21 protein-coding genes are annotated in these 22,857 nt (G+C 66.4%); 13 read left to right on the forward strand and 8 right to left on the reverse strand.

What is annotated here, in order from left to right:
* The 6 genes from KW832_RS19935 to KW832_RS19960 all read left to right on the forward strand — a co-directional run bounded on the left by KW832_RS19935 (position 1) and on the right by KW832_RS19960 (position 6,301).
* Positions 1-744: a hypothetical protein gene (locus KW832_RS19935; RefSeq protein ID WP_055395759.1), complete on the forward strand. Its 744-nt coding sequence runs from the start codon at positions 1-3 to the stop codon at positions 742-744.
* Between the two features lie 327 nt (positions 745-1,071).
* The gene (locus tag KW832_RS19940) at positions 1,072-2,598 is read left to right on the forward strand and encodes a COG3014 family protein (RefSeq protein ID WP_218301385.1); all 1,527 of its coding nucleotides are present in this window, start codon (positions 1,072-1,074) and stop codon (positions 2,596-2,598) included.
* 35 nt (positions 2,599-2,633) lie between these two features.
* On the forward strand, positions 2,634-3,047 hold the full coding sequence (locus KW832_RS19945; RefSeq protein ID WP_055395763.1) for a YcfL family protein: 414 nt from the start codon (positions 2,634-2,636) through the stop codon (positions 3,045-3,047).
* 178 nt (positions 3,048-3,225) lie between these two features.
* A complete protein-coding gene (gene lpoB / locus KW832_RS19950; RefSeq protein WP_218301384.1) occupies positions 3,226-3,840 on the forward strand; it encodes a penicillin-binding protein activator LpoB in 615 nt (204 codons plus the stop codon).
* A 192-nt stretch (positions 3,841-4,032) separates the two neighbouring features.
* Positions 4,033-4,995 (forward strand): hypothetical protein, encoded by a 963-nt coding sequence (locus KW832_RS19955; protein ID WP_218301383.1) that lies wholly within the window; start codon positions 4,033-4,035, stop codon positions 4,993-4,995.
* Between the two features lie 190 nt (positions 4,996-5,185).
* Positions 5,186-6,301, forward strand: coding sequence for an alpha/beta hydrolase (locus KW832_RS19960; RefSeq protein WP_370628765.1), 1,116 nt, complete (start codon positions 5,186-5,188; stop codon positions 6,299-6,301).
* Positions 6,302-6,357: 56 nt separating this feature from the next.
* On the opposite strand, the gene KW832_RS19965 is transcribed toward KW832_RS19960, so the two are convergent.
* Complete coding sequence (locus KW832_RS19965) at positions 6,358-7,299, reverse strand: LysR substrate-binding domain-containing protein (protein WP_218301381.1); 942 nt, start codon at positions 7,297-7,299, stop codon at positions 6,358-6,360.
* Positions 7,300-7,466: 167 nt separating this feature from the next.
* Here KW832_RS19965 and KW832_RS19970 point away from each other — a divergent pair, with 167 nt between their 5' ends.
* Positions 7,467-7,871, forward strand: a complete 405-nt coding sequence (locus KW832_RS19970) for a tautomerase family protein (protein ID WP_218301380.1) — start codon at positions 7,467-7,469, stop codon at positions 7,869-7,871.
* Positions 7,872-7,884: 13 nt separating this feature from the next.
* On the opposite strand, the gene KW832_RS19975 is transcribed toward KW832_RS19970, so the two are convergent.
* The 3 genes from KW832_RS19975 to KW832_RS19985 all read right to left on the reverse strand — a co-directional run bounded on the left by KW832_RS19975 (position 7,885) and on the right by KW832_RS19985 (position 11,398).
* Positions 7,885-8,523 (reverse strand): flavin reductase family protein, encoded by a 639-nt coding sequence (locus KW832_RS19975; protein WP_218301379.1) that lies wholly within the window; start codon positions 8,521-8,523, stop codon positions 7,885-7,887.
* Between the two features lie 367 nt (positions 8,524-8,890).
* Positions 8,891-10,210: a hypothetical protein gene (locus KW832_RS19980; RefSeq protein WP_218301378.1), complete on the reverse strand. Its 1,320-nt coding sequence runs from the start codon at positions 10,208-10,210 to the stop codon at positions 8,891-8,893.
* 171 nt (positions 10,211-10,381) lie between these two features.
* Positions 10,382-11,398, reverse strand: coding sequence for a helix-turn-helix domain-containing protein (locus KW832_RS19985; protein ID WP_218301377.1), 1,017 nt, complete (start codon positions 11,396-11,398; stop codon positions 10,382-10,384).
* 65 nt (positions 11,399-11,463) lie between these two features.
* Between KW832_RS19985 and KW832_RS19990 the strand changes: the two genes are divergently transcribed.
* The 4 genes from KW832_RS19990 (at position 11,464) to KW832_RS20005 (ending at position 14,285) form a co-directional block, all read left to right on the forward strand.
* Entirely contained in the window at positions 11,464-12,732 is a 1,269-nt protein-coding gene (locus KW832_RS19990) for an MFS transporter (protein WP_121422976.1), read from the forward strand.
* 183 nt (positions 12,733-12,915) lie between these two features.
* Positions 12,916-13,359: a hypothetical protein gene (locus KW832_RS19995; RefSeq protein WP_218301376.1), complete on the forward strand. Its 444-nt coding sequence runs from the start codon at positions 12,916-12,918 to the stop codon at positions 13,357-13,359.
* 72 nt (positions 13,360-13,431) lie between these two features.
* On the forward strand, positions 13,432-13,671 hold the full coding sequence (locus KW832_RS20000; protein WP_055395781.1) for a hypothetical protein: 240 nt from the start codon (positions 13,432-13,434) through the stop codon (positions 13,669-13,671).
* Between the two features lie 101 nt (positions 13,672-13,772).
* Complete coding sequence (locus KW832_RS20005; protein ID WP_055395783.1) at positions 13,773-14,285, forward strand: DUF1993 family protein; 513 nt, start codon at positions 13,773-13,775, stop codon at positions 14,283-14,285.
* Positions 14,286-14,321: 36 nt separating this feature from the next.
* On the opposite strand, the gene KW832_RS20010 is transcribed toward KW832_RS20005, so the two are convergent.
* Positions 14,322-14,783 (reverse strand): Lrp/AsnC family transcriptional regulator, encoded by a 462-nt coding sequence (locus KW832_RS20010; protein WP_055395804.1) that lies wholly within the window; start codon positions 14,781-14,783, stop codon positions 14,322-14,324.
* A gap of 235 nt (positions 14,784-15,018) precedes the next feature.
* On the opposite strand from KW832_RS20010, the gene ggt reads away from it, so the two are divergent.
* Entirely contained in the window at positions 15,019-16,896 is a 1,878-nt protein-coding gene (ggt, locus tag KW832_RS20015) for a gamma-glutamyltransferase (protein ID WP_218301375.1), read from the forward strand.
* 71 nt (positions 16,897-16,967) lie between these two features.
* Here ggt and KW832_RS20020 read toward each other — a convergent pair whose 3' ends face one another.
* Positions 16,968-17,927, reverse strand: a complete 960-nt coding sequence (locus KW832_RS20020) for a LysR family transcriptional regulator (protein WP_218301374.1) — start codon at positions 17,925-17,927, stop codon at positions 16,968-16,970.
* Positions 17,928-18,081: 154 nt separating this feature from the next.
* On the opposite strand from KW832_RS20020, the gene KW832_RS20025 reads away from it, so the two are divergent.
* Positions 18,082-19,476 carry a hypothetical protein gene (locus KW832_RS20025; protein ID WP_218301373.1) on the forward strand — a complete coding sequence of 465 codons (1,395 nt, stop codon included), beginning with the start codon at positions 18,082-18,084 and terminating at the stop codon, positions 19,474-19,476.
* Between the two features lie 192 nt (positions 19,477-19,668).
* Here the strand turns inward: KW832_RS20025 and KW832_RS20030 are convergent, their stop codons facing one another.
* The gene (locus KW832_RS20030; protein WP_055395789.1) at positions 19,669-21,903 is read right to left on the reverse strand and encodes an NADP-dependent isocitrate dehydrogenase; all 2,235 of its coding nucleotides are present in this window, start codon (positions 21,901-21,903) and stop codon (positions 19,669-19,671) included.
* A 241-nt stretch (positions 21,904-22,144) separates the two neighbouring features.
* A complete protein-coding gene (gene pdeM, locus KW832_RS20035) occupies positions 22,145-22,852 on the reverse strand; it encodes a ligase-associated DNA damage response endonuclease PdeM (protein ID WP_121507996.1) in 708 nt (235 codons plus the stop codon).
* Positions 22,853-22,857: the final 5 nt, after the last annotated feature.

Genomic DNA, 22,857 nt, shown 5'->3' on the forward strand with positions numbered 1-22,857 from the left:
ATGTTGGCCCTGCGCATGCCCTGGCCCCTGCCCGCGCTGGTCGCGTGGGCGTGCGCGTGGCTGATTTTTGTGGCGCTCCAGCGTGCGGTTCCGCCCGTGGCTGCCTTGCTGGTCGCCTGCCTGCTGGGGACGGCGGCCAGTGTCCTGGGCGATAGCTGGTGGAGGCGCGGGCTGATTGCGGCGGGCTTTCCGCTGTCGCTGGCGCTGCTGGGCGCGGCCAGCCTGCCCACCTGGGCCTGGCTGGTGCCGCTGGCGCTGCTGCTGCTGGTCTACCCCCTGAACGCCTGGCGCGATGCGCCGCTGTTTCCCACGCCCCACCATGCGCTGCAGTCGCTGGCCTCGCAGGCCCCGCTGCCGCTGGGTGCCCGCGTGCTGGATGCGGGCAGCGGCGTGGGCGATGGCCTCAAGGCGCTGCGCCATGCCTACCCGGCCGCACAGCTGGAGGGCATCGAATGGAGCTGGCCCCTGCGCCTGCTGTGCGCCCTGCGGTGCCCCTGGGCCCAGGTGCGGCGCGCCGACATGTGGGCCGAGGACTGGAGCCCCTACCGCATGGTCTATCTGTTCCAACGGCCCGAAAGCATGGCCCGCGCCGCCGCCAAGGCCCAGGCCGAGCTGGCAACCGGGGCATGGCTGGTGAGCCTGGAATTTGCGGTACCCGGCGTTCTGCCCTGTGCACAGCTGCGTGCGCCCGGTGGCCGCGTGGTGTGGCTGTACCGCATGCCCCTGAACCGCGTCGAGGCATGAAATGGCACTGTTGGATTGCGATTTGAGCCGTTCGCCACGGTTACAGAAAAGATACAAGCTTTTGCTACATTGCGTCCCTGGCTACAACCCCATACAAAACTACCAAGAAACTCACAGCCAGAGGGGGCTGCCAGCAGCACGTGAACGCGCCGGGAGGGGGCGCACCGGCCGCCAGCACCTTCCTTGTCCGGACCTCCCATCCTGCAGGCCCCACCAGCCTCTACGGCGCACCACTCTGACGGGTGTGCCTGTAGTGCGGTGCCGTCTTGCGCGTGGACATGGCCGGGGTTTTCTGGTGCACCACCGACCGATCTGCAAGGAGCATTCATGACCGCCCATCCATCCCGTTTCCGCCCGCGCCTTCTGTGGGTGCTGGCCCTGAGCGCCGCCCTCACGGGCTGCGCCACCATGCAGAGCCATGACAAGCTGGCGACCGACATGCAGAACGCCGGCCGCAGCGGCGGCATTCCCGCAGCCATCGCCCAGCTCGAAAGCACGGCCAAGACCGAAGAAGAAAAAACCGCGCTGCTCTACAACATGGAACGCGGCGAGCTGCTGCGCATGGACCGCCGCTACCCCGACAGCACCAACGCCTTCCTGCTGGCCGACAACAAGGTCAAGGAATGGGAAGAAACCGCCAAGACCAACCCGAGCAAACTCATGGGCACCGTGGGCGCTGCGCTGATCAGCGAACGCCTGAAGGTCTACGAGGGCCAGGACTATGAAAAGGTGTGGGTGACTACGCGCCTGGCGCTCAACCGCATGGCCGTGGGCGACTTTGAAAACGCCCGTGTGGACATCAAGCGCACCCACGAGCGCGAAGCCATCATTGCCGAGTTCCGCGCCAAGGAAACCCTGGCCGCTGAAGAAGAAGCAAAGTCCAAGGGCGCCACCTCTGGCGGCAAGGAACTCAACGGCTACCCCGTCGAGACGCTCAACGACCCCGAGGTGCTGGCCCTCAAGAACGGCTATTCCAACGCTCTGAGCCACTACCTGGCAGGCTTCCTCTACGAAATGCTCAACGAGCCCGGCCTGGCAGCGCCTGGCTACCGCAAGGCCATCGAGCTCAAGCCTGATACCCCCGTGCTGGAAGAAGGCCTGCGTGGCCTGGACAACCGCACCGGCTTCACCTGGAAGCGCCGCCAGCGCATGACCGACGTGCTCTTCATCGTCGAAGCCGGTGACGCCCCGGCGCGCAAGCCCAAGGCCTTCACCATTCCCGTGCCCACGGGCCGTGGTCTGGTCACGGCCAGCATCTCCTACCCCGTGATCGAGCCGTCTTCCGATCCATTGCTGACCACCATTTCCGCTGCTGGCACCGACCTCAAGCTGGAAAAAGTGGTGGACGTGAACGTGATGGCGCGCCGCGCGCTCAAGGACGAAATGCCCGGCATGGTGCTGCGTGGCTTCACCCGCGCCGTGGCCAAGGGCGTGCTGCAGAACGAACTGCAAAAGCGCGGCGGCCTCATCGGCGGCATCATCGGCGCGGCCGCCTCGGTGGCCACCGAGCAGGCCGACGACCGCATGTGGCGCATGCTGCCCGGCCGCGTGTATGTGGCCCGTGGCTACCTGCCGCCCGGCGAGCATGTGGTGAGCGTGAACGGCCGTCAGCTGCCCCAGCCCATCAAGATCGACGGCCAGTACGCCCTGGTGCCCCTGCGCATGTATGAAAACAGCGTGCTGACCGGCGACGTGGCCATGCTGGGGCAGCTGCCCACCGTGGCGGCGGCACCGCAGCCCGCCGCAGAGCCTGCCACCACCGTGCGCACGACGACCACCACCACCACCCGCACGCGCTCGGTGCCCAAGTCGGCGGTCAAGTCCACCTCGGCCACGCCTGCCGCCAAGAACTGAAACCGAACATGTCCCATTTTCAAGGAGCCTCTGGCATGAGAACCCGTTTTGCCCTTGCTGCCGCCGCACCCGCAGTTGCGTGCGCGGTCCTCGCGATGACCCTGGCCACCGCTGCCCGCGCCCAGCTGCACGACCCGGCCACCCCGCTGGCCGTGGCGTCCAAGGTCGCCCTGCGTGGCGAAGCCAATAGCATCGCCGTGCGCGAGATGCGCATCGTGCGCAAGAACGACATCCTGGTGGTGCAGGCCGACATGGCCAACATGGGCCGCACCGACCGCACCGTGTTCTACCGCTTCAAGTGGCTGGACAACGTGGGCAACCAGGTGGGCGATGGCGAATCCTGGAAGCAGATGAGCGTGCTCGGCCTGGGCCAGCAGACAGTCAAGAGCGTGGCGCCCACCTCTGCGGCTGTCGATCTGCGCCTGGAAATGAATGTGGAGCCGCGCTGAAATGAAGCTCCCCCTGAGTCGCTGCGCGCCTTCCCCCTCTCTCACGCTTCGCGTGGGAGGGGGACGCAGCCAGCGCGGCGGGGCGGCCCTTGCGCGGCTGCCCGCGCACAGGGAGCGCCGGTCTCAAGCGGCCCAGGTCGAAAGAAGCGCAACGTATTACTAAGAGGAAACCAACACCATGAGCACCAATACCCTCCGGCGCAGCGCGCTGGTCCTGGCCTTTGCGGCCAGCACCCTGGCCCTGTCGGCCTGCCAGAACCTGTCCTCGCCCACCGTGCGTTTTGACCGCCAGGTCAACTACGGCGATGCCAAGGCCGTCGAGCTGGTGACCAACGAATTCGGCTCCACCGACCTGCAGATGATTGCCGAGAAGATGACCGGCGGTTTGCTCGAAACCGGCATCTTCCAGGGCCGCCCCACGGTGACGATCTCCACCGTGAAGAACAAGACCAGCGAATACATCGACACCACCAACGTGATGAACTCGATCCAGACCTCGCTGGTCAAGTCGGGCAAGGTGCGTTTCGTGCGCTCCATCAATGAGATGCAGGCCGGTGTGGACGAGCTGCAGCGCCAGAACCAGAGCGGCCTGTACAAGCAAGGCACCACCGCCAAGGTCGGCCAGATGACGGCCGCCAAGTACAGCATGGAAGGCGAGCTGACCAGCATCGTCAAGCAGAACAACGCGACCAAGGACGTGTACTACAAGTTCACGCTCAAGCTGTTTGATGTGCAGGAAGGCACGATCGAGTGGCAGGACGAAAAGGAAATCCGGAAGACGAGTAAGAGGTAACCCCCTGAGCGGCTGCGCCGCTTCCCCCTTTCTCTCGCGCTGCGCGCGGGAAGGGGGACGCCGCCAGCGCGGCGGGGCGGCCCTTGCGCGGCGGCCGCTGGCCTGGGCCGCGCCAGTTTCGAAGGATGTCGGCGCTGAGGCCACATCGCTCGATGAATTCATGACTTTCCGTTAGCTCACAAGGAGCACACCATGCAACGCAGAACCACTTTGCACACGGCCCTGGCCGTGATCGCCGCCACCACCATGGCCTGGGGCACGGGCGCCCAGGCGCAGCAGCCCGGCGCGGCGCCCAAGATCGCCGTGACCGACCTGGCCTATGCCCAGCGCGTGTCCGAATACTTTGTGGCCGGCACCTACCAGCGCAGCAGCCAGATGAGCGCAGGCGGCAGCCACAGCGGTGGCTACAGCCACGGCCCCTATGGCGGTGGCGGCTCGCACTCGGGCAGCCACTCGATGCAGGCGTCCGAGCAGGCCAGCGGCACCTACGTGGCCGGGCGCTACAGCTACATCGAGCAGCGCGAGCTGGGCGGCTACACCAACGACATCAAGGGCGCCATCCTGCAGGGCACGTACTTCCGTCTGATCCAGGGCAAGGGCTTTGACGCAGGCAAGCCCCAGCCGAGCAAGGCCGAGCAGGTGCTCAACCAGGTGCAGGGCGGCAAGATGGCCACGCCGCAGGTTCAGCCCCAGGTCAACGACGTGATCAGCCGCATCAAGAAGGGCGAGTTCAACGGCGCCGACTACGTGCTGTTCGGCGTGGTCTCCAGCATCGACTTCACCGACGCGCTCTCGCCCCTGCAAGGCACCACCAGCGCCACGCGCCAGTACGGCCTGCAGCTTCTGGCCGACTTCTCGCTCATCAACACCAAGACCTACGAGATCAAGGCCGCGTTCTCTGCCCAGGGCGAAGGCAACGACACCAAGATTTTGTCGATCCGTGGCGACATCGCCCCCCCCAACCGCGCCAAGGTGATGCGCGAAACCTCGCTGTCGCTGGCGCAGGACGTGTACCAGCAGCTCGCCATGCAGCTGGGCTACACCGACGCCAACCTGTCGCGCGGCGTGCGCCCGCCCGTGGTCTACCAACAGGGCGGCCAGCCCATGCCCATGCCGCAGCCCCAGCAGCCTGAGCAGGTCATCATCTTGAAGTAGCAGGGGTGGCAACCCCGTGAGGCGCTGCCACTCGGTGCCGACCGCCGGGGGCTGCAGCCCCTTGCTCGGCATCTCGCGCTGGGCGGCCACCCGTAGCAGGTGCAGCGCCCGGGGTGGTCGCAGTCATGCCAGACTGTGGCCTGTGCTCAACGTAAAACACCTTTCTGCTTCTACTGCACCTTTGCGGCCCTTGGCCAACCCGGTGCTGGCGTTTTTCGTCGCCACGGCCATTGCCGTGGTGCTGGGTGGCTGCGCCTCGCCCCCGCCGTTCTATGCGGCGGCAGCGTCTGAATCGCTGGTGAATGTGTACGGGCCAGAGGCTTCCACAGAGACGCCCACGGCGCCTGCACAGGCCAATGCACAGGAGGCTCCTGCAGCCACCCAGACGCCACCCCCTGCGGAGCGCTTTGTACTGCGGCCCTTGCCAGGCGCTGATGGCGCCACGCTCCTGGCCCTTACGCGCAGCGAGCGCACCGCCTCGCTGCGCTACCGCGTGATCGTCATCCCCGGCTCCGGCTGCGCAGGCATGGGGCCGATTGCCGACCGCTACTTTGCCGGCCTGCTGCATGCCCAGGTGCTGGTGTTGCACAAGCCCGGCGTGGACCCGCAGGCGCGCACGGCGCCTGCAGACTGCGCACGCGATTTCGTGCAGCAAGACCGCCTCTCCAGCTGGCTGGCCCACGCCCGTGCGGCGTTGGTGGCCGATGCGCAGCAACGCGCGCGCGAAGGCGCACCCGCGCTGCCGCAACTGCTGGTGGGCATCTCCGAAGGCGCCGAACTGCTGCCCGCCCTGGCACCCGAGGTTCCGCAACTCGCGGGCCTGGTGGTGCTGGCTTCCAGTGGCCTTGATCCGCAGGAGGCGGGAGCCCTGCAAGCCCAGCGCCTGGGGGCGCAAGCCGACTGGGAGGAACTGGGCCGCATGGTGGCTGGACGCCGCCCCGACAGCGCCGTAGCGCAGGGCCGCAGCCTGGGCTACTGGCGCGACCTGTGGAACTGGTCCTTGACCCTGCCGCTGGTGCGAAGCCCCTGGCCGTTGCTGCAGGTGTGGGGTGGCGACGATGCGCTGGTGCCCCTTGCGGCCTACGAGCGTTTTGCAGAGCTGGCCTCCTTGCGCACCGTGCCCTATTGCGCGCGCCGCCTGGACGGCGCCAACCACGGCTTGCAGCGCGGTGCGGGGCCGCTCACAGACGGCGTGCAGCTGGTCTGGGCCTGGATCGAGCAATGGGCGCGCAACCCGGCCTCAGGGCTGTGCGCGCCACTGCTGGACCGGCCCCTGATGCTGTTGCCATCAGTGGGCGTTCCCTGAGCCAGGATCGCACCGCAGACAGCTCCGCTGCTGCCGATGCGGTAAAAAAAGGACCCTCAGCCCGACGGTGGCCCTTGCGGCCCGGGAGGGACGGGATTGGCAAGGGCCTGCGCCTGCAGCCAGGCACAGAACACATCCAGCCGGGGCAGGGGGCCGCTGGTGCGGCGGCGCACCACGTAGTCATAGCCGGAGGCCACAAAACCCAGCGGGGCCACCAGCCGCCCCGCCAACACGTCGTCCATCACCAGATGCCAGGGGGCCACGGCAATGCCCAGCCCGCGCACGGCGGCCTCCAGCGTGAAGTAGTAGTGCTCGAACTCGGGCCCCGCCTGTGAAGGCGTGGGCAGCGGCACGGTAGCGCCCGCCGCTGCCCCCCACATGGCCCAGGCATTGCGCCGCGTGCGGGTGTGCAGGCGCAAGGGAGCGAGGGCCGGGTCGACCAGATCGGCGGGCTGGTGCAGCGCCACCCGTTGCGCCAGTTCGGGGCTCAACACCGGGCCCAGGTGTTCGGGGAACAACCGTTGTTCCTTGCTGGTACCCCACGCCCCGGTGGCCTCTTCGGCAGTGATGGCTAGGTCGCCGTGCATGCGGCCCGCACCGGTGCCTGCGTCGGTGGTGCGCAGGCGCACCTCGATGCCCGGGTGCTGCGCCTGGAAGTCGAACAGCCGGGGGATCAGCCACTTCACGGTGAAGGTGCTGAAGCAGGCCACGTCCAGCGGCCCCCGGCTGGGGTCGCTGACCTCACGCACCGCATCGGCGATGTGGGCAAAGGCGGTGGTCAGCACCGGCTGCAGCACATGCGCTGCCGGGGTGAGGGTAGGGCGGGCCTTGGTGCCGTCAAACAGGGCCACGCCCAGGTGCTGCTCCAGCTGGCGCACCTGGCGGCTGATGGCGCCGGGCGTGACTGCCAACTCGTCCGCGGCCGCCGTCATGCGGCCCAGCCGGGCGGCGGCCTCGAACGCGCGCAGGGCACTCAGTGGGGGCAGGCGGTGGCTCATCTATGTGATTTTAGAGCACATAAATTCAGCCAAATCATCGCTTTTCAATCAAGAAATTGATAGCAAAAATAGATGGAATTTCAAGAGATAGATGCTTGAAATGCTTGCAAATTGGCAAGCACTGGTTTGAATGTCTTTATTTGATTTGAATGAACATAGGAAAACTGATGCCCTTTATCCGCACCAACGTTCCGCAGGACACCCCCGCCGCCACGCGCGATGCCATCGTGCAAGGCATTCACCAGGCCCTGGTGGGCGCCATCGGCATGCCGCCGGACGAGCTGTTCAACCTGGTGGCTGGCTACGCCCCCGGCGAATTTGCCTGCAGCCCCACCTTTAACGGCGTGGCGCGCTCCGACCGCGTGGTGGTGGTCGAGATCACGCTGCGGCGCGGGCGCAGCGACGCGATGAAGCGCACCCTCTACGCTGCCATTGCGCGCAACCTGCAGGCCATGGCGGGCGTGGCCCCGGCCGACGTGTTCATCTTCATGCACGAAAACGATTATTCCGACTGGTCCGTGGGCCACGGGCGGCTTGCGATGGACCTGGTGCAAAACAGCGCGGCAGCCTGAGCCGTGGCGCTCGCTACCGGGGCCGGAACATCCTGAACAACTGCTCCGGCCCCACCGTGAAGTAATCGGCCGGGCCCCCGCCGCGCAGGATGTGGCCTGCGTTCGCCGTGTCGTACACCCCGTCCTTGAGCCGCGCCTTGTCGATGTGCACGGCCACCACCTCGCCCAGCACCAGCCAGGTGTCCACCTGCATTCCGTCCGCGCCCTGCAGCTGCAGGATCTGCGTGCTGCGGCATTCAAAGGTGACCGGACTTTCGGCCACGCGCGGCGGTGCGACCAAAGTGGAGGGAAGGGGGGTGAGGCCCGTCAGCGCGAACTCGCTGACCTCGGGCGGCACAGCGGCGCAGCTTTGGTTCATCACGTCGGCCAAATCGCGCGTGGCCAGGTTCCACACGAATTCGCCCGTCTCCTGCACGTTGCGCACCGTGTCTTTGAAGCCGATGCTGGCAAAGCCCACGATGGGCGGCACGTAGTTGAAGGCGTTGAAAAAACTGTAGGGCGCCAGGTTGGTGGCACCTGCTGCGTTCTGCGTGGAGATCCAGCCAATGGGGCGCGGCCCCACGATGGCGTTGAACGGGTCGTGCGGCAGGCCGTGGCCCAGGCGGGGCTCGTAGCTGTGGATGTCATCGCGGCGGGGTGGGGCGGTGGTCATGGGGGTGCAGTGAGGTGGATGGGGATGTGCACGCTGCAGCGGGTGTTCCTTTCACCGCGCAGTCTCCGGGTCGTACATTACCTCCGGCTTCTGCGGGAGGCAGTCACCGGGATTTCAAAGATGCTACTGAAGTAATAGCTAAAAGCGCTTTATGGTCAGCGCTAGGGGGCTATTTCTATCAAAAGGGGTGGCGCCCACTGGAGCAGTGGCTTTGGCGGTGATCAACACGTAAGACCGAAGGGCAGGGCTATCAGCCGCCCCCATGCCCGGGTGGCAGGCCGCAAAGGCTCCGCCCAAAAAAATGGACCCGCGAGGGGTCCATGGGTAGTCGGCGATTTCGGGTCACCGCCGAGGTGCCGGCAGCGCCTTATTTCTGGAACAGCACCAGCTGAGTCTCTGTCGGGGCCATGCCGCCCCTTTCGGCGTTCATCGTCACTTCGTAGCGTGTGCCGGGTAGCGGTATTTGCGATGTGAAGCTGAACGAGAAGTCACCGTTGCCATCTGCCTGCACACGCTGCGACAGCAATTCCTGATTCAGGCCAAACGCACCGACGAGCGTGCCGACCGCATTCACCTTGACATCCACCACCGCGCCAGGCACGGTGCGGGCGCGCACGACCACGGCGCCTCTGTCCACTGTGGCATGGTTGGCATGGCTGGTCACCTGCAGCTGCACCGTGGTGGGCGCGGCGTTCACTTGCGAAGCGATGTTGAAGGTCCAGTTCTGGCGCATGCCGTTGCCCACCAGGTCCCGGGCGGTCACTTCGACCGGATACCGGCCGGTGGGCAGGTCAGCGCGGTAGGTGAAAAACTGCGGCGTGACCTGCGAGGCGGACGTGACATCGCGACCCGCGATCACGATGCGAACGCTTTTGGGGTCTACACCCACACCACCGACGTCATCAAACGTGCCGGACACCGAAGTGGCCGCACTGCGCGGGACCGTTTCCCCGTCGCGCGGCGACACGTGGCGAATCACCGGCGGTTTGGCATCGGCGATCAAAGGCTGGGTCAGGGTTGACGAAACCGTGCGGTCCCCGACACGCAAGGTGGCGACCGTGGGCCGCGAGGGCGCCAGGTTGTCCATGCGGCGGATGGTGTACGCGCCCTCATACACGCCGGGCGATACCTCGCGCATCGGCACGTTGTCGATGACACCGGGAATGTCGAAATCCGCCCGGCCTCCGGGCGCGCCGTTCAGCGTAAAGCGCAATTCCGCGCCGGGCTCCATCCTGTCAATGGGGGCGACCGAGAAACGGTCGATCTTCAGTCCGGGTGGCGGTGCGGCCACCACGTTCCGGTCACCAATGTTGGCCGGAAGCGTGTAGTTGCTGGTGATGGTGCGGTTGCGCACCTTCAGCGTGGCGCGCACGGCGCTGCCTTCGTTGAGCCGGTCCTGGCGGCGGACTGTGTAGCTGCCCGTGTACACGCCCCGTTCGGTTTCCTGCAGCACGATGGCGCGGGGCACGCCAGCCACACGGAGCTGAACCTTGCCCCGCGGTGTGCCTTCTACCGTGAACTGCAGGTCGGCGCCGGCCCGCAGACCGTCGTCTGTCGCTACCTGCAGTGATCGCAATTCAGGGGCGGCGGGCTGCGCCATGACCGTACCTGGAACGACCATCAGGGCGCTGGCGACGGGAAGAAGCAGGAAAAGGGCTGCCACATGGTGGCGAATCTGTTTTGTCATGGGGTTCAAACCTGGTGCTAGGGATGAACTCACTGTGGGTGCAACACATGTTTCCAAACGTAGGCGGGCAGCGAAAAGTTCGAAGGACAAGACGCCGTTGGCGCGTCAGGAGCGCGCCGTTTTGAGCCCTTTCACGCGTGTGTAGGCCGGTGGTGCAGCCTCGCACAGCCTCTATTGCACAGGCGCCGGGTGTTGCTGCCCCAGAAACCGCCCCGGTGGCTGCCCCACCGACTTGCGCACCATCGCGCTGAACGCACTGGGGCTGTAGCCCAGCTCGGCGGCGATCTGGCCCATGGGCATGCGCCCGGCAGCCAGCGACACGGCCTTGGCCAGGATGACCTGCTGGCGCCACTGGGTGAAGGTGCTGCCCAGTTCGGAACGGAACAGCCGCGCCACGGTGCGCGGGCTGGCGCCGGTGTCCTGCGCCCAGTCGGCCAGTGTTTCATGGCGCGTGGGGTCGGCCAGCACGGCCTCGCACAGGTGGCGCAGGCGCTTGTCCTGGGGCAGGTCCACGCCCAGCTTCACGGCGGCGGCGCGGGCCAGTTCATCGCGGATGAGGGCGCTCAGGTGCTGCTCGCGCAGCCGCTGGGCGGGCGTGAGAGCGGGGCCGCCGTCGGGCGTGGTGGGCATCTCGCGCACCAGCGAGCGCAGCAGGTCGGACACCTCCAGTACGCGGCACTGGCGCCAGGCGGCCGAATCGTCTTCGCCGCGATGACTGGCGCCCGGGCCATCGCCGCGATGACTGGGGCCGGCGCCATCGCCGCCGAGGGCGCCGGGCCCGCACCGGCCGCGCGGCTGGTGGAAGTACAGCGTGCGCAGGTCGGCGTCTTCCACCATGGTCACGGCATGTTCCACGCCGGGTGGAATCCAGAGCGCGCGCGACGGCGGAACGATGTAGGTGCCGTGGTTCACCGTGAGCCGGATCACGCCCGTGGTGGAGATCGCAACCTGAGCCCAGGGGTGGCTGTGGGGCATCACCTGGGTGTCGGCGGCCAGCCAGCGCAGCTTGGCGCGCACCGGGCGGGCGGTGGTGGGCACAAACAGCTCGGGCGTGAGCGAGCCCACGTACGACAGCCCGCGCCCCGCTCCGCGCGAGCTCCCGGCCTTTGGACGGGGGACGACCTGGGCGGCAAAGTGCTCCACCACCGGCTCGGGGGATGGGGCGGGTGCGGCGGCGGGGTTTGGCATGTTTGCGATAGAAGTTGGCCGCCTATCGTAAACCTGCCGAAGCCTGCGTGCCTAAGATCAAGCCCATGACCGCTTCATCCTCTGGCGCCACCGCCAACCCCGTGCCCTTGCGGCAGGACGCCCGCACCATCGGCCTCGTTGGCCTGGCCCATGGCAGCTCGCATTTCTTCCACATGCTGCTGCCGCCGCTGTTCCCGTGGCTGATCGGCGAGTTTGGCTTCAGCTATTCCGAGCTCGGCCTGCTGGTGTCGGTGTTTTTTGTGATCTCGGGCGTGGGCCAGGCGCTGTCGGGCTTCATCGTGGACCGCGTGGGCGCGCGGCCGGTGATGTTTTTTGCGCTGTCGAGTTTTGCGGCGGCGGGCCTGGCGGCGGGCACCGCGCAGGGCTACTGGGGCCTGTTGCTGGCGGCCGCGCTGGCCGGGCTGGGCAATGCGCCGTTCCACCCGGTGGACTTCACCATCCTCAATAAGCGCGTGTCGCCCCAGCGCCTGGGGCATGGCTTTTCGGTGCACGGCATCAGCGGTAACCTGGGCTGGGCCACGGCGCCGGTGTTCATGGCGGGCATTGCCACGGCCACGGGCTCGTGGCGCACGGCCTGCCTGTGCGGGGGCCTGTTCGCCCTGGTGGTGCTGGCCATCATGGTCTGGAACCGCGATGCGCTGGACGACCGCCAGGGCGCCTGGGCGCACCAGGCCAAGGGCGGGGCAGGGGCTGCCAAGCCCGAGCACCCCATGGCCTTCCTCAAGCTGCCCTCGGTGTGGCTGTGTTTCTCGTTCTTCTTCTGGAGCACCTGCGCCCTGAGTGCCATCCAGAGCTTCGCCAGCCCCGCGCTGCAGTCCATGTACGGTCTGCCGCTCAGCATCACGGCCATGGTGGTCACCGGCTACATGCTGTGCGGCGCGGTGGGCATGTTGATCGGCGGCTTCCTGGTGGGGCGTGTGCAGCGGCTGGAGAAGATCATCTCGGTGTGCCTGCTCGGCTCGGCCGCGCTGCTGGTGGTGGTGGGCCTGGGGCTCCTGCCCGCCATGGCTGCCGTGGTGGTGGCTTCGGTGGCTGGCCTTGGCACAGGCCTGGCCGGCCCTTCGCGCGACATGCTGATCAAGCGCGCTGCGCCCCCGGGCGCCACGGGCCGTGTGTACGGTACCGTGTATTCGGGTCTGGACCTGGGCTTTTGCCTGGCCGCCCCGGTGTTTGGCGCCATGCTGGACCACGGCATGACCTCAGGCATCTTCTACGGCTCGGCCTTCACGCTGGCGCTGAGTGTGGTGTCGGCGGCGCTGGTGGGGGTGGGGGTTGCGGCACGGGCTGCCAGGCCCCTGGCGACGGCGGTCTGAAGGACGCTGGGGCAGCTACGGGCACTCCCGCCGCGCTGGCGAGGCTGTCGAGAGACAGGTCGAACGCGTTCTAATGCCAGGCTGAACGCGCGCCCCGCGCCGGTAGCCCCAGCCGGGGCTTGGCCGCAACGGAGCTTGCTGCTTTTGGTCACCAACCCTTCATTGCCCTGTTCGTACACACCCATGCGCAAGATTGCTTTGGAATCCATCGCGGCGGGCACCTTCGCTGCGCTGGCCATGATGCCGGCGGGCTGGCTCTTTCGGCTGCTGGAGATGCGCGTCGGGCACTACGGCCCCAAGTTTGCGGCCCTGTACCTTGCGCAGCCCGGGCCCGTCACGCTATTCGTTCAACACCTGGTTCTAGGCTGGGTGTCTGCCCTTCCCCTGGTAGTGTTGCCACTGCACCGTATGGTCACAGGCGGGGCGCTGGGTGTGGGTGCTGTCTACGGTGCACTTTATTACGCAACCGTCAACTCGCTGGCGCTCCCGATCTACTTTGGTGATCCATTGCCCTGGAGCCTGGGGCTGGCCGTGGTGCTGCCGAGCCTGGTGGTGCACGTGGTTTTTGGTGTGGCGGTGGCTTTCGGAGTGCTGGCGATGAGGCGCAGGGGCGGGGGTGGACGTTAAATATCGTCGCGGTCGATTTGCAGCCGACGATCTCTCAGTCCGACAACTCTTAGGCTCCCGCATACTCCTGCCATGCCATTTCCCCTTGAAGAACGCCGCGCCTTGCTCAACGTGAAGGGCGTGGGGCCGACCGTCGTCGCTCGGCTTGAACAGATGGGCTTTGAATCGCTGGCGCATCTGGGCAAGGCCAATGCCCTGGACATTGTTTCCACGGCCTCGGCCATGGTGGGCTCCACCTGCTGGAAGAACAGCCCCCAGGCCCGCGCAGCGATCCAGGCGGCCATTGCACTGGCCCAGTCGCGGCCTGCTTGACCTTTCAGCTGCAAGCCTGGGTGGGGTGTGTTGCAATGCGGCCCGGCGATGGGGCAACAAGTGGCCCCTGCTGCTGCCTCACACCATTTCCAGGACACCCCATGACCCACCCCATCTACAACGCCAGCATCCCCGTCTTTCGCCAGATGCTGGGCTCCCTGAAAGACGTGCTGGCCAAGACCGAGGCCCATGCCACGGCGCGCAAGATCGAGCCGGATGCCCTGCTGCAGGCCCGGCTGTTCCCCGACATGTTCCCCATGGCGCGCCAGGTGCTGATTGCCTGCGACTTTGCCAAGGGCGTGGCGGCGCGCCTGGCCGGGGTGGAGGTGCCGTCCTTCCCCGACGCCGAGCGTCCCGGTTTCGCCGACCTGAATGAACGCATCGACACCGTGCTCACGTTTGTCGAAGGCCTGCCAGAGGCTGCGTTTGCCGATGCCGCCACGCGCCAGATCACCATCCAGCCCGGCACGCCGCGCGAAAAACAGTTCGTCGGCGAGCACTACCTGCTGCACTACGGTCTGCCGCAGTTCTTCTTCCACGTGAACGCGACCTATGCCATTGCGCGGCACAACGGTGTGGAGCTGGGCAAACGCGACTACATGGGCAAGTACTGATCAGTGCCTGTGCGCAGACGGTCACCTCGGTGGCCGCTACTGCGCATAGTTCAGCGGCAGCGCCGTGGTGAACTTGATTTCTTCCATCGCAAAGCTCGAACTCACGTCTGACAGCGCCACGGCCTGCGTGAGCCGCTTGTAGACCGAATCGTAGGCGCGGATGTCGGGCACCACCACGCGCAACAGGTAATCCACATCCCCGCTCATGCGGTAGAACTCGACGATCTCGGGGATGCCCATCACGGCATCCCGCAGGGTGTCAAACCATTGCTGGTGGTGCTGGTTGGTCTTCACGGCCACGAACACCGTCACACCCACATTCACCTTGCGCGGGTCCACCAGGGCGACATGGCGGGTGATGTAGCCCTTCTCGCGCAACCACTGAATGCGCCGCCAGCAGGGCGTGTTGGACAGGTGCACGGCCTCGGCCAGCTCGGCCAGCGGCGTCTCGGCGTTGTGTTGCAGCATCGCCAGCAGCTGGCGGTCAATGGAATCCAGATTCTGTTTCAAGGGATATGTGAGAAATCGTTTCCCTTATTGGGCGTTAATCAGGGCATAAAAGCAAAGTTTTTTCAGGGCTGTCGTTACATACTGTCAAGGCATCGTTGGCACGGAATCTGCGTCAAGTCCCCGTAATTTCGCACCGTGCATCCACCCGGTGCGTGGTGCGCTGTTTGCCCATGGCACGCCGTTCCTGGCCCCTCCCGTCGCCCTTTTTTCAAGGATTTCATCCATGTCGCTTTCTGTTTTTCGACGCAACCCCTACGCCCTGGGACTGAGCATTGCCGCATTGGCCGTGCTGGCCGCCTGTGGCGGCAGTGACGGCCCCACCACCCCGGTGGCCACGCCTGAGCCCACCGAGCAGTACGTGCCGCCCGAGCCGCCCTCGGGCTACACGCCCAAAACCATCAGCTATGCCAACAAGGACATGGTGGCGGCGGCCAACCCGCTGGCGGTGAAGGCAGGTGTGGACATCCTGGCCAAGGGCGGCACGGCCACAGATGCCGCCATTGCCGTGCAGATGGTGCTGAACCTGGTGGAGCCGCAGTCGTCGGGCATTGGCGGTGGCGCCTTCATGCTGCACTACGACAAGGGCGCCAACAAGCTGCTGGCCTACGACGGCCGCGAGACCGCGCCCAAGGCCGCCACGCCCAACCTGTTCATCGGCGCCGATGGCAAGCCGCTGGCGTTTCTGGCGGCGGTGGACGGCGGCCTGTCGGTCGGCACGCCGGGCGTACTGCGCATGCTCGAAGCCGCGCACAAGGCCCACGGCAAGCTGCCGTGGAAGGACCTGTTCGAGCCTGCCATCAAGCTCAGCGAAGACGGCTTTGCGATCTCGCAGCGCATGAGTGTGTCCATTGCCGGGTCGGCCGCGCGCATCAAGGCCCAGGGCGAGCCCGGATCCAGCTATTTCCTCAACGCCGACGGCACCGCCAAGGCGGCGGGCACGCTGCTCAAGAACCCTGAATTTGCAGCCACGCTCAAGGCCATTGCAGCGGGCGGTGCCGATGCGTTCTACAAGGGGGACATCGCCAAGGACATCGTGGCCAAGGTGGTCAGCCATCCCACCAACCCCGGCAAGCTCGCGCTCGATGACCTGAGTGATTACACCCACAAGGTGCGCGAGCCCGTGTGCGGCGTCTACCGCGTGCAGTACCGCGTGTGTGGCATGCCCGCGCCCAGCTCGGGCGGCATCGCGGTGCTGCAGACGCTGGGCCTGCTGCAGGGCTTTGACCTGGCGACCATGAAGCCCAACACGCTCGACTCCGTGCACGTGGTGTCCGAGGCCTACCGCCTGGCCTATGCCGACCGCGCGCTGTATGTGGCCGACCCTGACTTCGTCAACGTGCCCCAGGCCGGGCTGATCAATGCCGACTACCTCAAGGAGCGCGCCAAGCTCATCAGCCTGCAAAAGAGCATGGGCGTGCCGGTGGCCGGCATCCCGCCTGGTGTCACGGGCGCCACGGGCAAGGACAGCTCACTGGCCCTGCCATCGACCACGCACATGTCCATCATCGACAACGCGGGCAACGCCGTGTCCATGACCACCACCATCGAGAACGGCTTCGGCAGCCTGCAGATGGTGCGCGGCTTCTTGCTGAACAACCAGCTCACCGACTTCTCGTTCACGGCCACCGACGCGGCAGGCAACCCCATTGCCAACAGCGTGCAGGCCGGTAAGCGCCCCCGCAGTTCCATGGCACCCACCATCATCTTCAACGCCGCCACGGGCGACCTGGAAGGTGTGGTCGGCTCGCCAGGAGGCAGCGCCATCATCCAGTACACCGCCAAGACCATCCTGGGCATGACGGACTGGGGCCTGAACGTCCAGCAGGCCATCAACCTGCCGAACTTCGGTGCGCAGACCAACGCCACCACGTCCATCGAAAAGGGCTCGCTCATCGACACCGCTGCCATCCGCGACGGACTCAAGGCGCGTGGCCACACCGTGGCGCAGACCGACTCCTTCACCAGCGGCCTGCATGGAGCGGTGTTCAACGGTGTGCGGTCCAACGGCAATGCGGGCCTGCTGTCGCGCAACCCAAGTGCGGGCACCTATGCCGGCGGCGCCGATCCCCGCCGGGAGGGGTTTGCGCTGGGCAACAACTGAGCTGCGCAATGTGATCGGTGGCGGCTCCAGAGCAGGGGCTACGCTGATACTGATGAAGGCTGCCGGGTGGACTACCGGGCAGCCTTTTTTTGTGGGTGCTCCGTGGTGACCGCCGGATGCTTTTCGCCCGCCAGCGTCTGGAGCAAGCGGGTGAAGGTCGCTGTCGGGCCCACGTTGTCCTCGGCGCGATAGACCAGCGTCAGGGGCACATTCAGCCGCCCGCCATCCACCAACGGCCGGTAGGCAATGGCGTGGCGGTGCACGCCCAGCATCGATGAAGGCACCACGGAAATGCCCGTGCCCGCAGCCACCAGGTTGAGGTTGGTCAGCATGCGCGCCACCTCGGCCACCACGCGGGGGCGCACGCCCTGCTCGGCACACAGCGCCAGCAGGTTGGCATACAGGCCGGGCGCGCCCGGGCGGCGCACCAGGATCATGGGCTCGCCCTCCAGGTCGGCAATCTGGATGGGCAGCGGCTTGCCGCGCCGCTGGCGTTGTGCCAGCGGGTGGTCGATGGGCAGGGCCACCATGGCGGGCTCGTGCTGCAGCGTATCGAACACCAGGCCCGCAGGCCTCGCCACGGGTACGCGCAGCAGGCCGCAGTGCAGGCGGCCATCGGCCACGGCCTCGGTGATCTCGGCGGCGTTGTTCTCGCCAATCTCCAGCACCAGACCGGGGTGGCGGGCGCGGCACTCCCGCAGGGCAAACGGGGTGAATTCATGGGCGGCGGCCGAGCTGGTGAAGGCAATCACGAGCCGGCCGGTCTTGCCCTCGGCCAGCAGCTGCATGCGGCTTTGCAGTGCGTCGAAGTCATGCACCAGTCGGGCGGCATCGGCCTGCAAGGCGTGCCCGGCCTCGGTCAGGGTGACGCCCTTGGCGTGGCGCTTGAACAGCACCAGGCCCACCGTGTTTTCAAGGGCCTTGATCTGCTGGCTGAGCGGTGGCTGGGCCATGCCCAGCAGCTCTGCCGCGCGGGTCATGTGCCCGGCTTCGGCCACCGCGAGAAAGTAGCGCAACTGGCGGATGTCCATGTCAGAGGTCGGGTGCAGATGGCAGGATGTTCATATGTACATCGTATCGCCTAGGGCATTTTTGCCTATTTGACGTATTGAAAGCCGGTTTCTACGATGCAGCGGCATCCGGTTTGAAACGGCCCATAAGAATCCTCAAGGAGACACATCCACCATGACTGCCCCGCAACCCCATTTGCCTCTGCCCCGCCTGGCCCTGCTGGGCCTGGCGTGCCTTGCGGTGGCCGCCTGTGCGCCCATGGCGCCCAGCAGTGCACCAGCGGCCAGCGCGGTCTCTGCCAAGGCCGAGGCCGCCCCCGTGGCTGCGGCCTGCCCCAAGGACCTGGCACCCATCGCCCGCTGCCTGTCGGGCCAGGATTCGGCGGGTGCGTATTACCTGATCGCCATGCCGCAGCAATGGAACGGCCACCTTGTGCTGCATGCCCACGGGGGCCCCGCGCTGGGTGCGCCCAGGATGGAGCGGTCGGTCGAAGACCTCACGCGCTGGTCCATCATGGTCCGTGCGGGCTACGCCTGGGCGGGCAGCACCTTCCGCCAGGGCGGCGTGGAGGTGCGCGCAGCGGCCGAGGACACCGAGCGCCTGCGGCAGATCTTTGTGCAGCACGTAGCGCAGCCGCAGCGCACGGTGCTGCACGGCCAGTCCTGGGGCGCCAGCGTGGCAGCCAAGGGGGCCGAGATGTTCCAGACCACCGCCAATGGCAGGCGCCCTTACGACGCCGTGCTGCTCACCAGCGGCGTGCTGGCAGGCGGCACGCGCTCGTACGACTTCCGCACCGACCTGCGCGTGGTCTACCAGTACCTGTGCAACAACCACCCCCGGCCCACCGAGGCGCAGTACGCGCTGAATATCGGCCTGCCTGCCGACGCTGCGATGACGCAGGCGGACCTGTCAGCGCGCCTGAACGAATGCCTGGCCCTGAACAAGCCCGCTGCCGAGCGCACGCCCGAGCAGCAACGCAAGGTGCAGACTATCGTGGATGTGATCCGCATCCCTGCGAATTCCATCCAGGGCCATATGAACTGGGCCACGTTCCACTTCCGTGACGTGGTGCAGCACCGTACGGGCGGCGCGAGTCCGTTTGGCAACCAGGGGGTGTTGTACCGGGGCTCGCCAGACGATGCCGCCCTGGACGCGGCCGTGCTGCGCTACCGTGCCGACCCTGCGGCCGTGACCCGCTTCGCGCAGGACACGGACCTGACCGGCCGCATTCCCGTGCCTGTGCTCACCGTGAAAGGCGTGGACGACCCCACCGCCTTCGTCGAGCTGGATGCAGCCTTCAAGGCCACCATGGCGCAGGGCGGCAGCGCGGCGCGCCTGGTGCAGACCTTCACCCAGCACAACACCCACAGCTACCTGAGCGACCCGACCTACCCCACGCTTTTGGCGGCGCTGCTGCGCTGGGTGGACACGGGCGACAAGCCCACGCCCGAGGGCATTGCGCGGCAGTGCGCAGGCATGGAGACCCCCTTTGGCAAGGGCTGCGCCTTCCTGCCTGGCTATGTGCCTGCGCCGCTGGCCAGCCGGGTGGCTGAGCGCGAGCGGCCGTAAACCAGCCGCCAGCGCAAAAAACAAAGGCCCCGCTGGAACAGCGGGGCCTTGTGTCAATGTGCTACAAAATTCATAGCTTATCGCGCTTTCTAGATAAGCGCCAGGTGCCAATATCTCCAAAAAATCACAGTCAGAGCACCTGTCTTCTCACACCGGGTGCAGCCCCGGCCGGGGCCGCCCCGCCGCCTCTGCTTACTTGACGGAGGCAAGCGCCTTGTTCAGCGTGGCGCTGGGGCGCATCACGGCGTCCAGCTTGGCCACGTCGGGCAGGTAGTAGCCGCCGATGTCGGCAGGTGCGCCCTGCACGGCCGCCAGCTCGGCCACGATGGTCTGCTCGTTGTCGGTCAACTGCTTGGCCAGGGGCGCAAACTTGGCGGCCAGCTCGGCGTCTTCGGTCTGTGCGGCCAGTTCCTGCGCCCAGTACAGCGCCAGGTAGAACTGGCTGCCACGGTTGTCCAACTGGCCGGTCTTGGGGCTGGGGTTCTTGTTGTTGTCCAGCAGCTTGCCCGTGGCGGCGTCCAGCGTCTGGGCCAGCACCTTGGCCTTGCCGTTGCCGGTCTTTAGGCCCAGGTCTTCCAGCGACACGGCCAGCGCCAGGAACTCACCCAGCGAATCCCAGCGCAGGTGGTTTTCTTCCACCAGCTGCTGCACATGCTTGGGGGCCGAGCCGCCCGCGCCCGTTTCGTACATGCCGCCACCGGCCATCAGTGGCACGATGGACAGCATCTTGGCCGAGGTGCCCAGTTCCATGATGGGGAACAGGTCGGTGAGGTAGTCGCGCAGGATGTTGCCGGTGGCGCTGATGGTGTCCAGGCCACGGATCACGCGCTCCAGCGTGTAGCGCATCGCACGCACTTGGCTCATGATCTGGATATCGAGGCCGACGGTGTTGTGCTCGTGCAGGTACATCTTCACCTTGGTGATGAGTTCCTTTTCGTGCGGGCGGTACGAGTCGAGCCAGAACACCACGGGCATGCCGGAGTTGCGGGCGCGGTTGACGGCCAGCTTCACCCAGTCGCGGATCGCGGCGTCCTTGACCTGGCACATGCGCCAGATGTCGCCAGCTTCCACGTTCTGGCTCAGCAGCACTTCGCCGGTGGCCAGGTCGGTGATGTTGGCCACGCCGTCTTCAGCGATCTCGAAGGTCTTGTCGTGGCTGCCGTATTCCTCGGCCTGCTGGGCCATCAGGCCCACGTTGGGCACGGTGCCCATGGTCTTGGGGTCGAACGCGCCGTGCCACTTGCAGAAGTTGATGATCTCCTGGTAGATGCGGGCGAAGGTCGATTCAGGCATCACGGCCTTCACATCCTTCAGGCGGCCGTTGGCGTCCCACATCTTGCCGCCGTTGCGGATCATCGCGGGCATGGAGGCGTCCACGATGATGTCGTTGGGCGAGTGGAAGTTGGTGATGCCCTTGGCCGAATCCACCATGGCCAGCTCGGGGCGGTGCTCGTGGCAGGCGTGCAGGTCGCGCTTGATCTCGTCGCGCTGGCTTTGTGGCAGCGTCTCGATCTTGGTGTACAGATCGACCATGCCGTTGTTCACGTTCACGCCGAGTTCTTCAAAGGTCTTGGCGTGTTTCTCGAACGCATCCTTGTAGAAGATCTTCACGCAGTGGCCGAACACGATGGGGTGCGACACCTTCATCATCGTGGCCTTCACGTGCAGCGAGAACATCACGCCGGTCTTGCGCGCGTCTTCGATTTCCTTTTCGTAGAACTCCAGCAGCGCCTTCTTGCTCATGAACATGCTGTCGATCACTTCGCGGTCGAGCAGGCTGACCTTGGGCTTGAGGATGATGGCCTTGCCGCTCTTGGTGATCAACTCCATCTTCACGTCACGGGCGCGGTCCAGCGTCATGGACTTTTCGCCGTGGTAGAAGTCGCCAGCGTGCATGTGCGAGACGTGCGAACGCGATGCCTGGCTCCACTCGGCCATGCTGTGCGGGTTCTTGCGTGCGTATTCCTTCACGGCCTTGGGCGCGCGGCGGTCGGAGTTGCCTTCGCGCAGCACGGGGTTCACGGCCGAGCCGATGCACTTGCCGTAGCGGGCCTTGATCTCTTTTTCCTTGTCGTCCTTGGGCTGGTCCGGGTAGTCGGGCAGGGCGTAGCCCTTGGCCTGCAGCTCGGCGATGGCGGCCTTGAGCTGCGAGACGGACGCACTGATGTTGGGCAGCTTGATGATGTTGGCGTCGGGCTGCAGCGTTTTCTTGCCCAGCTCGGCCAGGGTGTTGGGAGCGCGCTGGTCTTCCTTCAAAAACTCGGGAAACTCGCCCAGCACGCGGGCGGCCACGGAGATGTCGCTCTCCGTCACATTGATGCCTGCGGGCGCCGCGAACGTGCGGACGATGGGCAGGAAGGAGGCCGTGGCCAGACGGGGTGCTTCGTCGGTCAGGGTGTAGATGATGGTCGGTTGCTGGGTCGTCATGGCTTGTCTCACGAAACAGAGTAGGTAGGTGCCCCCGGCTGCGTCGCAGCGGGGCCAAACGCGGATGCTCTCTGATTCTCCTTGCTCGGGGCTGTCACCGCCCGCTGTTTTTGCAATCGAATCTCACAATGCAAAATTATCATAAGCCCGGGGCACTTTTTTTCACCAAATAGGTGGTAATCACCCTGCGGCGCTCTGCAGTTTGACCGCGTTGGCGGCAGCGCGCCACCCCCTGTACACCCTATGAAAGGCCCCCTGGAACAGTCACCACGCGGCCAGGCAGGACGGCAAACTGCGCCCAGTGCGCGGGCAGGGCTTCGGGCGCCGTGCCGGTGAAGGCCCCGAAGGCGGGCAGGATCAACTGTCCATCGCCCCACCCAAAGCACGGCGCCCGCAGCGCATCCCGCGCCGGGCCGCGCAACCGCAGCGTGGGGTGCAGGTGCCCGGCAACCACCGTGTGGCCCCCAACGGCCTGCGGGTGGTGGCAGGCCAGCACCGGCACATGGGCGCAAGGCAACCAGGGCTCGTTGACCAGCGCCAGAGCCAGCGTGGCCGGTGGGTCGCCCGCATGCAGGTCGTGGTTGCCGCGCACCAGGGTCATCGCCACACGGGCATGGCGCTGGCGCCAGGGCAGCAACTGCTGCCACAGCGCATCGGCCGCGCCGCTGCGTGCGTGCAGAAAGTCGCCCAGAAACACCAGATGGTCGGCGCCGGTGGCAGCGAGCACCGCATCCAGCCGCGCCAGGTTGTCGGCCGTGGTGCCATGCGGCACCGGCTGGCCCGCGCGGCGGAAGGTGGCTGCCTTGCCGAAATGCACATCCGCCACCAGCACCATGCGGGCAGCGGGCCACCACAGGGCGCGCTGGGGCAGCAGCTGCAGCGCGGTGCCGCAGGGCAGGGTGATGGCGTGCGCACCGATGGTGTGCGTGGGGGTGGCCAGCGAGGTCATGGTGC

The organism is Acidovorax sp. sif0632 (assembly GCF_019218805.1).
GTDB lineage: Bacteria > Pseudomonadota > Gammaproteobacteria > Burkholderiales > Burkholderiaceae_C > Acidovorax > Acidovorax facilis.